Here is a 13,692-nt window from a genome sequence, read left to right as displayed (position 1 = left end):
TTGGGGAAAGTCTTATTAAAACTTGGTTTAACATTTTCAAGCGCAGTTCCATCCCAAAGGAGGAATCAGGATGAAGGTTCTATTAATTGCTATTAGACCATTTTCATTTGTAGCCAGTTTTTTGCCTGTAACTGTAGGAGCTTTGTTAGCAGAAAGGTTCAATTTTTCACTTTATTTTTTATCACTTTTAGCAGCAATTTTAATTCATGCTGGTGTAAATACGACAAATGATTATTTTGATTTTAAAAAAGGTGTTGATAATAAAAATTCTTTAGGTTCCAGTGGATTATTGATTAATGGTCAAGTTAAACCTTCAAAGATAGTAACTATAAGTATTGTTTGTTATATTTTAGGGACACTTCTGGGATTATATCTTGTTTTAAAGGTTGGCACAGGCTTAATCTGGTATGGAATTGTAGGAATTCTTTTTGGTTATTTGTACACTGGGAAACCTTTACAGTTAAAATACAAAGCGTTAGGTACGTTTCAGGTGTTTATATTGATGGGGCCATTAATGGTTTTGGGCTCCTATTATGTTCAGACAGGGCAATTTTCATATAAAGCTTTATTACTTTCAATTCCTATAGGTTTGATGACAGATCTTATTTTACATGCTAATGAGATTAGAGACTCACAATTTGACAGCAAGGTTGGAATAAAAACACTATCAATTATTCTTGGTGATAAAAAAGCTGCGAATTTATATTTTATACTTGTAGTTTTAATATACATTTTGTTTATTGTTTTGTATTTAATGAAAGTTTTTAATGCTTTTATATTGTTAAGTTTTTTAGTCCTTCCATTATATATATCCATTTTTAAACTTCTGAAAGAAAAAGCCTTAGGTAAAAAATCTCCAAAAGAAATAGCAAATGTAGATAAGATGGGCGCATTAGCAGAAATGGTTATTACTGTAATAATTATTGTTTCAATGTTGAGGTGATTAATAAGTGAAAAAGATAAAGTCAGGAAGTTTTGTATTATTGGTTATTTTCCTATTTTTCGGTTGGTATTTTGCATTCCAAACAAATTTGTTTGATTTCTGGATAAGAATGACGTTAACAACATTAGTCGCGGCAGTTCTTGCTATTATCATGGGGGGAAAAGTAAACATTGTTCCTAACAGATTAGAAATACCTATTATTATAATTGTAAGTATTTTTAGTTATGTACTATTTTTAATCTTAGACTTAATATCATCTTTTATACCGCTTTTCAACGCGCATATTAATTCCGTTTACAAACTTTCAGAGGGACAAAACGTGTTAAAAGTAGTTATTACTTTATTATTAATTGCATTCTTTGAAGAAATAATCTGGAGAGGGTTTATAACCGAATATTTATTACAAACTCTAAATATTGTACCTGCTATATTTATTTCTTCTATACTGTATTCAGTTGTACATATCTTTACGGGGAATGTTGCATTAATAGGTGGAGCATTTTTCCTGGGATTGATTTTAGCCTTCGTTTACACTATTACAGGGAAAGTAAGCACCACAGCATTTATACACGCGATATGGGGATTATTAGTATTCCTTATATTCCCTTTTGATTGATATAAAGCCGTAGGAAATGAACATTATTGTTCGCATCGGAGGTGTATGCTGTTGATGAAAATAAATGGCCAAAATCAGTTTGACAACATAGAAGAAAAAGATTTAGAGTATGTCAGGAGTAAAATTAAAGAAACATTGAAAAATTCTCTACCTGAAAATGTATATGATTCTTTACCTCCTTCCGGGAAAATGCTCAGGGTAAGACTGGCAGTAATGCTTTTTAAAAAATTCTTTAAAAAATTGAGTGAAGAACATATTAAAAGTTTAGTTGCTTTAGAACTTGTTCATCTGGCTTCACTGTTACACGATGATGTAATTGATCATTCTGTTATGAGAAGAGGTAAAGAAACCATAAATGTTCTATTTGGTGATACTACCGCAGTAGCTGTGGGAGATATAGTATTGGTATTAGCATTTGAACTGGTAGAAGAAATCGGGATCGAAAAACTAAGAAAAGCATTTTTAAAAGTTATTAAAATGATGTCAGTAGGTGAGATGTTAGAACAACTTAATAAAGGGAAACCTATCTCGAGAAAAACTTATTTTGAAATAGTAAATGGAAAAAGTGGAAGCTTGTTTGGACTTTCAACCTGGATTCCTTCAATTTTTAAAGGCGATTCAAACAATGATTATTACAAAATTGGAGAAAAACTGGGACAATATTACCAGGTGGCTGATGATATTTTAGACTTTGAAAAGCCTGAAAAAGTTGGAAAATCAACTATGCTTGATATAAAAAATGGAATAATATCTTATCCAATAATACTGGCCTTTGAAAAAGAAAGTTCACTTGTTAAAGCTTACGAAAAAAATGATTGGAAAAAAGTTTATAATTTCATAATAAACAACAAAATTTTGGAACAGGCAAAAGATGAATTAAATGGAATGATTACGAAATTTGTACAAACTTATTCGTGGTTAAACAATTATGTGATGGGCATTTTTAACCAGTTTTTCAAATAGGTACTATTCTACTAAAGGAGGTAGAGAGTATGTTTGTTGATTATTTAACACTTTTTATGGGTGATATTGTTGCGGGTTTTGCTTTGTTATTATTCTTTGTCTGGTCGGGAATGGAACCTGAAAAAAGCAAATCATTTTCTCCAGCATTTGGTGTAGTTGGGCTTATAGGAGTTATTGCAGGATTGCATATGGTACTAACATGGCCACTTCCAGGCGTACATAACATTGTATTTGGTGAGGCATTTACATTATATGGATTTGTATTTCTTGCAGCGGCTTTTGCACTTGCAAAAGGATGGGATTTAACACCAGTTACAATTTTTGCTCTTGTAGCAGGTATTTATGCAGTAATCTTATCGGGGGCTATTTTGAAGTATGATATTACAAGAAATCCAGTCGAAACTTTCCTTGGATACCTGGGTACAGGCTTAACAGGTATTCTAAGCCCTATTGTTTGGAAACTTAGAGATAACAAAATTATAAAAGTACTGGCAATTATTCTGCTTGTTTTGACTCTTTTAGCCTGGTTTATCACCATGGCTGGTTCATTAATTGGTCATACAGATCCACAGGGAAGTTTTGGAAAATGGGTACCTCTTCCCATGAAAAAATAATTTAACTTTCCTATGGTAAAATCATAAAATCTAAAAGCAGGGAGTCTGCCACTCCCTGCTTTATTCTTTTTTATTCAATTTTGACCTTTTCACATATTTGAAGGTTACGCAAATTTTGTGAGAAACTCTAAAAAACAGTACTTCAGTGAAAGGTTATGTTAAAATATAGTAGGGGGTGTTAAATTGAATTTTATTGAGAAATTTAAACCTTTTGTTTACAAAGATGAATTTATTGAACTTCCCTATCGTTTATTTATACCTTCGTTAAAAACTCAAAAATTATATCCTTTGATTGTATTTCTTCATGGAGCTGGTGAAAGAGGAATTGATAATGTTAAACAAATTACCGCAAATCAAGGTGCAACGATTTGGGTTTCTAATGAAATTCAACGTGAAAATCCATCCTTTGTTCTTGCGCCTCAATGCCCTGAAAATAGCTGGTGGGGAAATTATCCAAAAGATAATGAAGCTTTTGAACCTAATTCAATTTTATATACAGTTATGCTTGTAATCAATAAATTGATAAGAGAATATCCAATTGACGAAGATAGAATTTACATAACCGGGTTATCAATGGGAGGCTTTGGGACAATTACGCTGCTAAAAGAATTTCCTGATAAATTTTCAGCAGGGGTTATTGTTTGTGGAGGAGGTAATCTAAAAAACATTGAAAAAATTAAAAACATTCACTTATGGTTTTTCCACGCCGAAGATGACTCAATAGTTCATGTGAATTTTTCAAGGAAATTAGTCAAAGCCCTTAAAGAAATCGGTGGTAAAGTTAATTATACAGAATATCCAGAAGGTTTATTAAAAAACATGGGGCACGATCCTCACGAGTCATGGGTTCTGGCATATCAAGATAAATCTATGCTCAAATGGTTATTTAGTAATTTTAAAGGGGGAGTTGTGTGATAAGTACTCTTAATTTAGTAATGGTTTCATTAGTTACAATGATTCTTGGGATCTTAATCGGGTATCTTTTTGGGTACAAATTGGGACAAAAAGAGAAAATTTCTCAGGAATTTAATAATCAATTATCAACTATTAACAATCTTTCAGTTCAAATAGCAGAGTTAAAGGCAAAATATGAAGAAATAGAAAAGGCAAGAATGGAGTCTGAAAAGCAAAAAGAGAAAATAAATGAGGAAAAGGAGCGAAGATTTAAAGAATTTATTGAAAACACGCAAAAGCTTTTTTCCGAGCTTAGCGAGAAGACCATAAAAATAGATGAGGAAAAAGATAAAAGAATTAGTTCTCTTGTTCAACAAATGAAAGAATTTTTTGAAGAGCAAAAAGAAAACACTGAAAAATTTTTATTGGAACAAGGTAAATCAAGAGAAGAAATTGAAAAAAGACGTGATGCTCAAATAGAAGACATGAAAAGAATGATATCTATGTTTGCAAAAACAGTTTCAGGTACCAAAACAAGGGGTATTACTGGTGAAATTTTGTTAAAAGAAGCATTGAAAGATTCCATAAAGGTAGGACTAATAAAGACTAATTTAAAAACACAAAACGGTGAAGTAGAATTTGCCTGGGATTTAGGCGATGGAAAATATATTCCTATTGATTCAAAGTTACCTGATGTTTTTCAACTATTAGAAAAATACAGTAAGACTGAGGAAATAAGCGAGAGGGAGAAAATTAAAAAAGAAATAATCAACAAGGTAAAAAAGCAGATTCAAAATGTGCAAAAGTATCAAAATCTTGTAAATACTATCGATAGTTGCATATTAGTTGTACCTGAGGCTATTTTAGAACTTGCACCCGAATTAATAAGTTTAGGAAAAGAGAATAACGTATTCGTATGTAGTTATAAAGATGTCTTTGTCATTGCCCATACATTACAGGATAAATATATAAGATTGAAAGAAGAGGGAGATATAGGAAGATACAAGCAAATAATTGAAATCTTACTCCAGCTTATGGAAAAAATTAATAAAAAAACCACAGCAATCGACAGAGCCATTACTCAGATTCGTAACGCGAACGATGAAATAAAAGAAAACGTTATTAGAGCAAAAAGTACTGAAGCCTTTTCATCTATAGATGTATCAAAAAATAAAAATTGAGGAATAAAATCTCAATACTGCATAAGCAGCCTTTTGACAAGGGATAAATTTCCTGTCACTCCTTTCTATTAACCTTCTTACAAACTTTTCCCACATTATAAAAAGGATAACTACATTATTTTATGTTCTTATCAAAATGAATATTTACGAAAAAAATAGTTGCAATATAATGTACCTTATATTGCAACCATGTTTTTCAATCATTTTTCATCAAAAAATATTCTTAATTTTTCCGATATGTGCCGCCAATATATACATTTTTATACCTTCTTATAGCAAATTCTTTGTATTTTAAAAAATAAGGCCGCGGAAATTTAAAAGACATCATATAACATACCCGCGGCATTTTAAAGGAGCTTATTTTCGAAAATAAAGCGTATTTCGCTAAGCGAATTATATGTTAATATTCATGAATGATCCTCTGTTAACCATGTATAAATTAACCGTGCATAAATTCTGATAAATTTTTTAAACGACTCTAATGACCAATTCTCATTTGGTTGATGCATTGCAGTATCTTCACCAGGAAATGTCGCGCCAAATGTCACACCGTATGGCACCCTCCTTACATATGTTCCACCACCAATTGCAATTGGCTCGCTTTCATCGTTTGTGACACTTCTATACACGTTTAGCAATGACTTAATAAGGGAACTATCTTTTGAAACATACAGGGGTTTACTATGGGACTTTTCCTCTATATCAAACCCTTTCAAAGCTTCTTTTATCTGGATAGTTATCATCTCTTCATTAAAAAAGATCGGATATCTTATATTTATAATCGCATATAAACGATCCTTTTCGAACCTTAATATTCCAAGATTACACGTTAATTGCCCACTTATTTTATCTTCACCAAATATATCCAGACCTTTTCCATTTACATCTTTTCCTATTTTTTCAAATAAAGTTTCAAAAATCCAATTTCCCGGCCCAAAATCAATTTTTGTTAACAACTCTAACATACAAGATGCAGCATTTATTCCAAGTTCTGGACTCGCACCATGCGCAGATTTCCCTATTGACCTTATTGTTATTTCATCGCCATTTACTGTATACTCAAATGAACAATTACTTTTGTGATTTTTAATAGTGTATTCTATTTCATTAACTTTTTCTGTTTTGATAACTACTTCACAGGTTTCAGGTACTACATTTGGTGCAACTCCTGCGTTCATCTTCAATAACTTTGTATGATAATCATTTTTCAGGCCAGTTGAGAGTTGATACGTAACATTTCCTTTTTCTGCAAATATAACGGGAAAATACCCATCTGGAGTAACAGCAACATCTGGATAGGGTTGCTTTTTAAAATAGTATTTTAAACAATTTGAACCGTTTTCTTCGTTTGTTCCAAAAACTATTCTTACTGTGTTTTCAGGACTTTCAACCAATTCTGTAGCAATTTTAAGCGCATATAAAGCACCTATGCTTGGACCTTTATCATCAGAAACTCCTCTGCCATACATTTTTCCGTTTCTAATATTCAATTCATAGGGATTACTGTTCCATTTTTCTAAATCACCTTCAGGTACCACATCTAAGTGTCCGAGTATTGCATATAGCTTACCTTTATTTCCATAAGTTACATGCCCCGCATAATTATCTACATTTAGAGTTTTGAAACCAAGTTGCTCACAAATTCTAAGAGTTTCCAACAGTGCTTTTGCAGGACCTTCCCCAAACGGCATATTCTCTTCTGGAGTGTTCATAACAGACTTTATTCCTACTATAGTTTTTAGTGAATCCAGAGCCTGTTCAAAATATTTCTCAACTAACAAATCAATCTTTGAACCAATTTTTTCGTCCATATCCTTACCTCCTTTTTTTAAGTTTTACCAGAGAGCTCTCCTTTTAAGGTAAGTTTATCATAAGTTTCATCAAACAAAAATTCCCAAAGAAGGATTTTTTCTTTGTCATCCCGAGGAACGAAGTGACGAGGGATCTTTTTTTAATAACACACGCCAATTAAGATTCCTCACCCTTTGGGTTCGGAATGACATGCGAAAGTTGGATTCCTTCCTCGAAATGACGCAGGAGAGAATTTCTCGCCGTTTACGCTCTTTGGAATGACTATTCCTTTTCTGTCATTCCGAACGAATGTGAGGGCGATGTCATCCTGAGCGTAGCGAAGGATCTCTTTTACCAATCTTGCTAACTCTCGCTAACTTCACCAACCTCGCTAATCTTGCCAACATTATTCATGATATAATCTATTCATACTTAAAAACAAAAATTTCCATACAAAATGGAGGAAAAATATGAAAAGAATTGAAGATTTAAAAAAAGAACTGGAAAAGTACATTGAAGAGGAAAAATCAAAATTTTTAGCTAAATTTTTTCAAGCATATCCTGGTGGTTATGGTGAAGGTGATAAATTTTTAGGAATTCGTGTTCCTTATCTGAGAAAAATTGCAAAAAAATACCGAAATCTTACTTTTGAAGAAACTGAAAAACTTTTGAACTCAGAATATCATGAGCATCGTCTTACTGCTGTATTTATTCTTATTCACAAATTTAAAGGATCTCCTGAAAAGGTTGTCAGTATATACCTTTGTAACATTGAAAAAATTAACAACTGGGACCTGGTTGATTCTTCAGCGCCACATATTTTAGGTAGATACTTAGATAATAAAGATAGAAAAATTTTGTACGAATTTGCATCATCGAACAATTTGTGGAGACAAAGGATAGCAATTATAAGTACACATTATTTTATTAAACAGAACGATTTTAACGACGCGATCAGAATTGCTGAAATTTTAGTTAATCATAAACACGATTTAATACATAAAGCAGTTGGATGGACATTGAGAGAAATTGGAAAAAGAGACAAAAATCTGGAAATAGAATTTTTGAAAAGACATTACAAAGCCATGCCCCGTACAATGCTTAGATACGCTATTGAAAAATTTCCCGAAAATGAACGAATAAAATTTCTGCATGGAGAATTTTAGAAAAAGGAAGTTTGAACAAATATACAATTTCGTGCATTTTTACCTTCCTCTTTTTGTCCATTTGTATTTTACCATTTGCATTACTCCTCGGAATAACATATGTAGGATATTTTTTGCCATTATGCTCCCTGTAATGACCTTCTTTTTTTGTCATCCCGAGGAACGAAGTGACGAGGGATCTTTTTTTAATAATACTCGCCAATTAAGATCCCTCACCTTTCGGGTTCGGAACGACACAGAGGGGGAATTTCTTACCAACTTCGCTAACCTCGCCAATTTTGTCAATCTTTCAGTAACTAAAGTTAAAATATTTGTGAAAAAATACACATACTGTTTCACAGGATTAACTTCCATGAAACCAATTAGCATTGAAATCATGGTATATTATATGTGAAGTAATTCACATTTTATCGGGAGGTGAGCATTATGGTAGAAAGTAAAGTAGACATCTACAATGTTTTTGAACTCAGAAGTAAAACTACCTGCTATTTTGGTGTTGGAGCTATAAACAAAATTAAAGATATTGCAGATGCACTAAAAAATATTGATGTGGATAAAGTCATAGTTGTTACTGATGAAATTGCATACAAAGTTACTGGTGCATGGGATGTTATTGAACCCGCTTTGAAAGAAAAAAATGTGGAATATGTTATGTACACTAAAGTAAGTCCAAATCCTACTGTTGAACAAATTGATGAGGCAACTAAATTGGGTAAAGACTTTGGTGCAAAAGCCGTAATAGGAATCGGTGGAGGAAGCCCCATCGATGCTGCAAAAAGTGTTGCTATACTTCTTGAGTATAAAGATAAAAGCGCAACTGAATTATACGAACAAAAATTTATTCCAACGAAAGCTGTACCTATAATTGCAGTTAATACAACTCATGGAACAGGCACAGAGGTTGATCGATTTGCGGTTGCATCAATACTTGATAAAAAATATAAGCCTGCTATTGCATACGATTGTATTTATCCTATGTTTGCAATAGATGATCCTGAATTGATGAAAACATTGCCTTACAATCAAACAAAATATACTTCAATTGATGCGGTTAATCACGTAACTGAAGCAGCTACTACTCTGGTTGCAAGTCCCTATTCTATACTTCTTGCGAAAGAAACTATAAGACTTATAACCAAATATCTTCCTCAGGCACTTGCACACCCTGAAGATCTTACCGCAAGGTACTATCTATTGTATGCTTCAGCTATTGCTGGTATATCTTTTGATAATGGACTTCTTCATTTTACACACGCTCTTGAACACCCTTTAAGTGCTGTAAAGCCTGACCTTGCTCATGGGTTGGGTTTGGCCATATTGTTACCTGCTGTAGTAAAACATATCTATCCTGCACAACCAGAAGTACTGGCTGAAATTTATGAACCAATAGTACCGGATCTTAAAGGTGTTCCTGGAGAGGCTGAAAAAATAGCAGCTGGTATAGAAAATTGGCTATTTACATTGGGAATAACTGAAAAATTAGAAGATATAGGCTTTAAAGAAGACGATATTCCACATCTTGTAGAGCTTGCAATGAATACCCCCTCTCTGGGTTTATTACTTAGTATGGCTCCAGTTAAGGCAACAAAAGAAGCTATTACAGAAATTTACAAAAATTCACTTAAATCAATTTCAAAATAACAATAATCATCATTTACAAATAAGCCCCTGTTTATCAGGGGCTTATTTAGATTTACTTAAGTTATACAAACAGATTATATACAAAACCAATGGCAAGAGAAACTAACACAGGCATAAACATTAATTTTACAAACTCAACAAATCCAAACTTTCGGTGTATTTGTTTTTCAAGCATACTAACAGCCACTATATTTTGAACAGCGCCAAGCGGTGTTAAATTGGTCGCAAAATTAGCACCTATTGCAAAAGTCCACCAGAGACTTTGTGAAAAACCATTGGCTACCAGTATTTTTATTACAGGAGCGATAATAAGCGCAGCTGGAACATTGTTCAAAATCGGAGCAGTTAAAATCGCTAATCCATAAATTACCAACATGCTTAAGATAGGAGCAGATTTTAAAGGTAAAAGAGCATTAGCAATTGTCTGAGTTACACCTATCTCTTCTAATGCATAAGACATTATATACAACCCGGCAAAGAAAAATAACATGTCCCAGTCAATATGCTCAGCCACACTTTCATAACCATCACTAAAAATAACTATTAAAAATGTTCCACCAAGCAAAGCTATAATACCTAATTCTACATTTAAAACGTTGTGCAACATAAACAGCAGGATAGTAACCAAAAAAACTCCAAGAGATGTATACATCATAGTCCAATTGGTAACAGCAGCTTTTTCATCCATTTCTTTTAACTTTTCGATACGCTCTAAAAGTTCTTTATCAAGTTTTATACGTCTTCTATAATATATAAGAACACCAATAAATGCAAGAATAGCGACTGGTCCCATTCTGATAATAAAATCATTAAAAGAATAACCACTTATAGAACCAATAACAAGGTTTAATGGACTCCCAATTAATGTCCCGGCACCACCTATATTATCCATAGCCAGAGTTAGCATCATAAGTGGTATTGGATTAAGTTGAAGAACATCTGCTATAAAGAATATCATTGGAGTCATAACAAGAATAGTTACCACATTATCAAGGAAAGCAGATGTTAACGCAACTATTACCATTAAAAAACTGAGGGTGAGATAAAATCTCTTTCCACCTATTTTAACCACTTTTACAGAAAAAAATTCAAAAAAACCAGATTTGCTTAAGAAGGCTACAATTATCATCATTCCAGTAAGCAAACTCAAAGTGTCAAAATCCACAATACGACTTATATTTTCAAATTCTATACCTTTAACAAATTTAAAAGCAGCAATTACCAGGGCTAAACCAAAAGTAATTGCTGCTTTGTTCTTTCTACCAAAAATTATAAAACCGTACGCTATTACAACAATTAACAGTGTGAATACACTTTCAAGCTGCATCTCACCATCTCCTACTTTAGTTGTAATATTTTCCTTTTATATATTATATAATAACATTTTCAATGCAATTAGAATATTACTGGTGTAACATTTATAAGACATATAATAAAATTTCTGGAAAATAAAAGAGAAATTTTTACAATTTTTCAACCAATAATCACCTTCAAACTGTTAAAATGGACTTGATATATCCAGATTACAAATATTCAGATCCTATGGAGGTATAGTAATGAAGATAATGTATTTTAAAAACGATAATTGCTCTGTATGTAGAGCCGTTCTTCCAAAAATAGAAATTATTGCAAAAGAATATAACATTAACTTTGAAATTATTGATGTTGTAACAAATCCAGAAATAGCAGGCCAGATGTTGGTGTTCACTGTACCAACTTTAATTTTCATTGATCAGGGAGTTGAACTAAAAAGATTTTCAAGAAACTTTGGTATACTGGAAATAAAAAATTTTATTGAATGTAAATGGTAAAATACAAATGGACAAAAAGAGGAAAATAAAAATGCACAAAAATGTACATAAATGGTATCCTTCCTTTGGGAGGAGGGATACCAAAGATGGAGAAAATCAAACAACATTTGCAAATGTTAAGGGGGATGAATTTGAAACCTAACTTTTCTGAACTAGCAAGGATATATGGGATAGATAGAAGAACTGTAAAGAAGTATTGGGAAGGTTATCAGGGAAAGCCTAAAACTAGAAACAAACCCAGTAAGCTGGATAAATATTTTGAAAAAATAGCGATGTTAATGTCAATTAAAGGAATTACAATTAGAGCGGCATATGAAAGATTGAGAGATGAAGAAGGAGATGTAATTGGAACATATTCGAACTTTAGGAAATATGTAAAAAGGAAGGGGTTGAGAGCTGAGAAGAATTCTAAAGGACATCCGAGGTTTGAAACTTTACCTGGTATTCAAGCTCAAGTGGATTGGAAAGAAAATATGAGATTACATTCAAAAAGTGGTGAAGAATTTGTAGTAAATGTATTTAATTACAAATTGGGATATTCAAGATACTGTTACTTTGAATACAGACAAAGCAAAACACAACAAGATATTTTTGAATGTTTAATCAACGCATTTAAAGCTACAGGTGGTGTTCCTCAAGAAATACTATTCGACAATATGAAATCTGTTGTAGATATTACCGAAAACGGTAGAAAAATAAACAACAAGATGAAAGCTTTTGCGAAAGATTTTGGGTTTAAAATTAAATTATGTAAGCCAAAGCACTCATATACCAAAGGGAAAGTAGAATCAGCAAATAAATTTTTAAATTGGTTATTAGCATATAATTACGCTTTTGAAAGTGAGGAAGAATTAAAGGATATAATCAGAAGGATAAATAAAAAAGTCAACACACGAATAAATCAAGCAACTAATGTTCCACCACTGTTGTTGTTTCAAAAAGAAAAGGAGTATTTATTCCCACTACCAAAAAGACATATCATTGAATCATATGTAGATTATTCTGTCAAAGTTAAAGTCCAAAAAGATTCATTGATATACTACAAAGGGAATAAATACTCCGTTCCACCAGAATACATAGGAAAAATAGTTAATTTAAAAATCAATGAGAACTACATCTATGTGTATTATATCACAGAGTTAATAGCAGTACACGAAATAACAGGTAAAAAAATTAATTATCTTAATAACCATTATATGGCATTAATGAGAAAGCATATAAAAAGCGGCGAAGAATTAAAAGAAGTATGTGAGAATAATTTAAAAAATCTGGATAAATTCTTGCAGGAGGGAAATGTATGAATGTTTATATAAAATTACAAAACAATCTGGAAGAATTGAATCTGGTAAATATGAAAAATAATCTGGATAAATATATAACCCTTATAAATAATGAAGAAAAAAGCATAGTAGAAGCATTATATGAATTAAGTGAATTAGAGTTAAAAGCAAAGAGAAAAAGAGCTATTGCTTCAATGGTAAAAGTTGCTAATTTTCCTTTTTTGAAAGGAATAGAAGATTTTGACTTTGATTTTCAACCTGGAATAAATAAACAACAAATCTTAGATTTAAAAAGCTTAAGATTTGTGGAAAATAATGAAAATATATTATTTGTAGGTACTCCAGGAGTTGGTAAAACGCATCTTGCTGTTTCATTGGGAATTGAATGTGCAAAACATAGATACTCAACATATTTTATACATTTTCAAGAATTAATAGCTCAATTGAAAAAGGCTTTAAAAGAAAATAGATTAGAAGTAAGACTAAAACATTTTGCAAAATACAAAGTATTAATAATAGATGAAATAGGATATTTACCAATAGATAAAGATGGTGCAAATATATTCTTCCAGTTAATCTCAAAAAGATATGAAAAACATTCAACGATAATAACAACCAATACACCGTTTTCAGAGTGGAGTGAAATATTTGGATCCCCTGTCCTGGCTCAAGCAATCCTGGATAGACTACTGCATCATTCCCACGTAATTTCAATTAAAGGTGAATCATATAGATTAAAGGAAAAACTCGAATTTTTCTCTAATTCTTCTAAGCAATAATACTTTTTTTGTC

Annotated in this window: 13 protein-coding genes; 11 read left to right on the top strand and 2 right to left on the bottom strand. The window is 32.0% G+C overall.

Annotation, left to right across the window (positions count from 1 at the left end):
* Positions 1–70 precede the first annotated feature (70 nt).
* The 6 genes from menA (at position 71) to rmuC (ending at position 5,211) form a co-directional block, all read left to right on the top strand.
* Positions 71–943: a 1,4-dihydroxy-2-naphthoate octaprenyltransferase gene (gene menA, locus JYK00_RS07505; RefSeq protein WP_207566294.1), complete on the top strand. Its 873-nt coding sequence runs from the start codon at positions 71–73 to the stop codon at positions 941–943.
* 7 nt (positions 944–950) lie between these two features.
* A complete protein-coding gene (locus tag JYK00_RS07500) occupies positions 951–1,559 on the top strand; it encodes a CPBP family intramembrane glutamic endopeptidase (RefSeq protein ID WP_207566293.1) in 609 nt (202 codons plus the stop codon).
* A gap of 54 nt (positions 1,560–1,613) precedes the next feature.
* Positions 1,614–2,522 carry a polyprenyl synthetase family protein gene (locus JYK00_RS07495; protein WP_207566292.1) on the top strand — a complete coding sequence of 303 codons (909 nt, stop codon included), beginning with the start codon at positions 1,614–1,616 and terminating at the stop codon, positions 2,520–2,522.
* A gap of 29 nt (positions 2,523–2,551) precedes the next feature.
* A complete protein-coding gene (locus JYK00_RS07490; RefSeq protein WP_207566291.1) occupies positions 2,552–3,136 on the top strand; it encodes a DUF981 family protein in 585 nt (194 codons plus the stop codon).
* 183 nt (positions 3,137–3,319) lie between these two features.
* Complete coding sequence (locus JYK00_RS07485) at positions 3,320–4,051, top strand: carboxylesterase family protein (protein ID WP_207566290.1); 732 nt, start codon at positions 3,320–3,322, stop codon at positions 4,049–4,051.
* Complete coding sequence (gene rmuC, locus JYK00_RS07480; RefSeq protein ID WP_207566289.1) at positions 4,048–5,211, top strand: DNA recombination protein RmuC; 1,164 nt, start codon at positions 4,048–4,050, stop codon at positions 5,209–5,211. Before JYK00_RS07485 ends, rmuC begins: the two co-directional genes overlap by 4 nt.
* Before the next feature lie 407 nt (positions 5,212–5,618).
* Here rmuC and pepV read toward each other — a convergent pair whose 3' ends face one another.
* Positions 5,619–7,022: a dipeptidase PepV gene (pepV, locus tag JYK00_RS07475; RefSeq protein WP_207566288.1), complete on the bottom strand. Its 1,404-nt coding sequence runs from the start codon at positions 7,020–7,022 to the stop codon at positions 5,619–5,621.
* Positions 7,023–7,472: 450 nt separating this feature from the next.
* On the opposite strand from pepV, the gene JYK00_RS07470 reads away from it, so the two are divergent.
* Together JYK00_RS07470 and JYK00_RS07465 are read left to right on the top strand one after the other, a co-directional pair.
* Positions 7,473–8,168 (top strand): DNA alkylation repair protein, encoded by a 696-nt coding sequence (locus JYK00_RS07470; protein ID WP_207566287.1) that lies wholly within the window; start codon positions 7,473–7,475, stop codon positions 8,166–8,168.
* A gap of 426 nt (positions 8,169–8,594) precedes the next feature.
* Positions 8,595–9,809 carry an iron-containing alcohol dehydrogenase gene (locus JYK00_RS07465; protein ID WP_207566286.1) on the top strand — a complete coding sequence of 405 codons (1,215 nt, stop codon included), beginning with the start codon at positions 8,595–8,597 and terminating at the stop codon, positions 9,807–9,809.
* Between the two features lie 61 nt (positions 9,810–9,870).
* Here JYK00_RS07465 and JYK00_RS07460 read toward each other — a convergent pair whose 3' ends face one another.
* Complete coding sequence (locus JYK00_RS07460; protein WP_207566285.1) at positions 9,871–11,136, bottom strand: ArsB/NhaD family transporter; 1,266 nt, start codon at positions 11,134–11,136, stop codon at positions 9,871–9,873.
* A gap of 229 nt (positions 11,137–11,365) precedes the next feature.
* Between JYK00_RS07460 and JYK00_RS07455 the strand changes: the two genes are divergently transcribed.
* The 3 genes from JYK00_RS07455 (at position 11,366) to istB (ending at position 13,679) form a co-directional block, all read left to right on the top strand.
* Complete coding sequence (locus tag JYK00_RS07455) at positions 11,366–11,620, top strand: thioredoxin family protein (protein ID WP_207566284.1); 255 nt, start codon at positions 11,366–11,368, stop codon at positions 11,618–11,620.
* 86 nt (positions 11,621–11,706) lie between these two features.
* The gene (gene istA, locus JYK00_RS07450; protein WP_207566283.1) at positions 11,707–12,921 is read left to right on the top strand and encodes an IS21 family transposase; all 1,215 of its coding nucleotides are present in this window, start codon (positions 11,707–11,709) and stop codon (positions 12,919–12,921) included.
* Entirely contained in the window at positions 12,918–13,679 is a 762-nt protein-coding gene (gene istB, locus JYK00_RS07445; RefSeq protein WP_207566088.1) for an IS21-like element helper ATPase IstB, read from the top strand. The genes istA and istB overlap by 4 nt, the downstream gene beginning before the upstream one ends.
* The last annotated feature ends 13 nt before the right edge of the window (positions 13,680–13,692 follow it).

This window comes from Thermosipho ferrireducens, from assembly GCF_017358165.1.
GTDB classification, from domain to species: Bacteria; Thermotogota; Thermotogae; order Thermotogales; family Fervidobacteriaceae; genus Thermosipho_B; species Thermosipho_B ferrireducens.
The sequence above is the reverse complement of the archived record's forward strand: the minus strand, read 5'-3'. Positions and strand labels throughout refer to the sequence as shown.

Excerpts from the sequence above, each read along its gene's own strand:
- JYK00_RS07460 (WP_207566285.1), bottom strand. The coding sequence starts at position 11,136 with ATGCAGCTTGAAAGTGTATTCACACTGTTAATTGTTGTAATAGCGTAC.
- istB (WP_207566088.1), top strand. The coding sequence starts at position 12,918 with ATGAATGTTTATATAAAATTACAAAACAATCTGGAAGAATTGAATCTG.
- JYK00_RS07490 (WP_207566291.1), top strand. The coding sequence starts at position 2,552 with ATGTTTGTTGATTATTTAACACTTTTTATGGGTGATATTGTTGCGGGT.
- istA (WP_207566283.1), top strand. The coding sequence starts at position 11,707 with ATGGAGAAAATCAAACAACATTTGCAAATGTTAAGGGGGATGAATTTG.
- JYK00_RS07495 (WP_207566292.1), top strand. The coding sequence starts at position 1,614 with ATGAAAATAAATGGCCAAAATCAGTTTGACAACATAGAAGAAAAAGAT.
- JYK00_RS07470 (WP_207566287.1), top strand. The coding sequence starts at position 7,473 with ATGAAAAGAATTGAAGATTTAAAAAAAGAACTGGAAAAGTACATTGAA.
- pepV (WP_207566288.1), bottom strand. The coding sequence starts at position 7,022 with ATGGACGAAAAAATTGGTTCAAAGATTGATTTGTTAGTTGAGAAATAT.
- menA (WP_207566294.1), top strand. The coding sequence starts at position 71 with ATGAAGGTTCTATTAATTGCTATTAGACCATTTTCATTTGTAGCCAGT.
- JYK00_RS07465 (WP_207566286.1), top strand. The coding sequence starts at position 8,595 with ATGGTAGAAAGTAAAGTAGACATCTACAATGTTTTTGAACTCAGAAGT.
- JYK00_RS07455 (WP_207566284.1), top strand. The coding sequence starts at position 11,366 with ATGAAGATAATGTATTTTAAAAACGATAATTGCTCTGTATGTAGAGCC.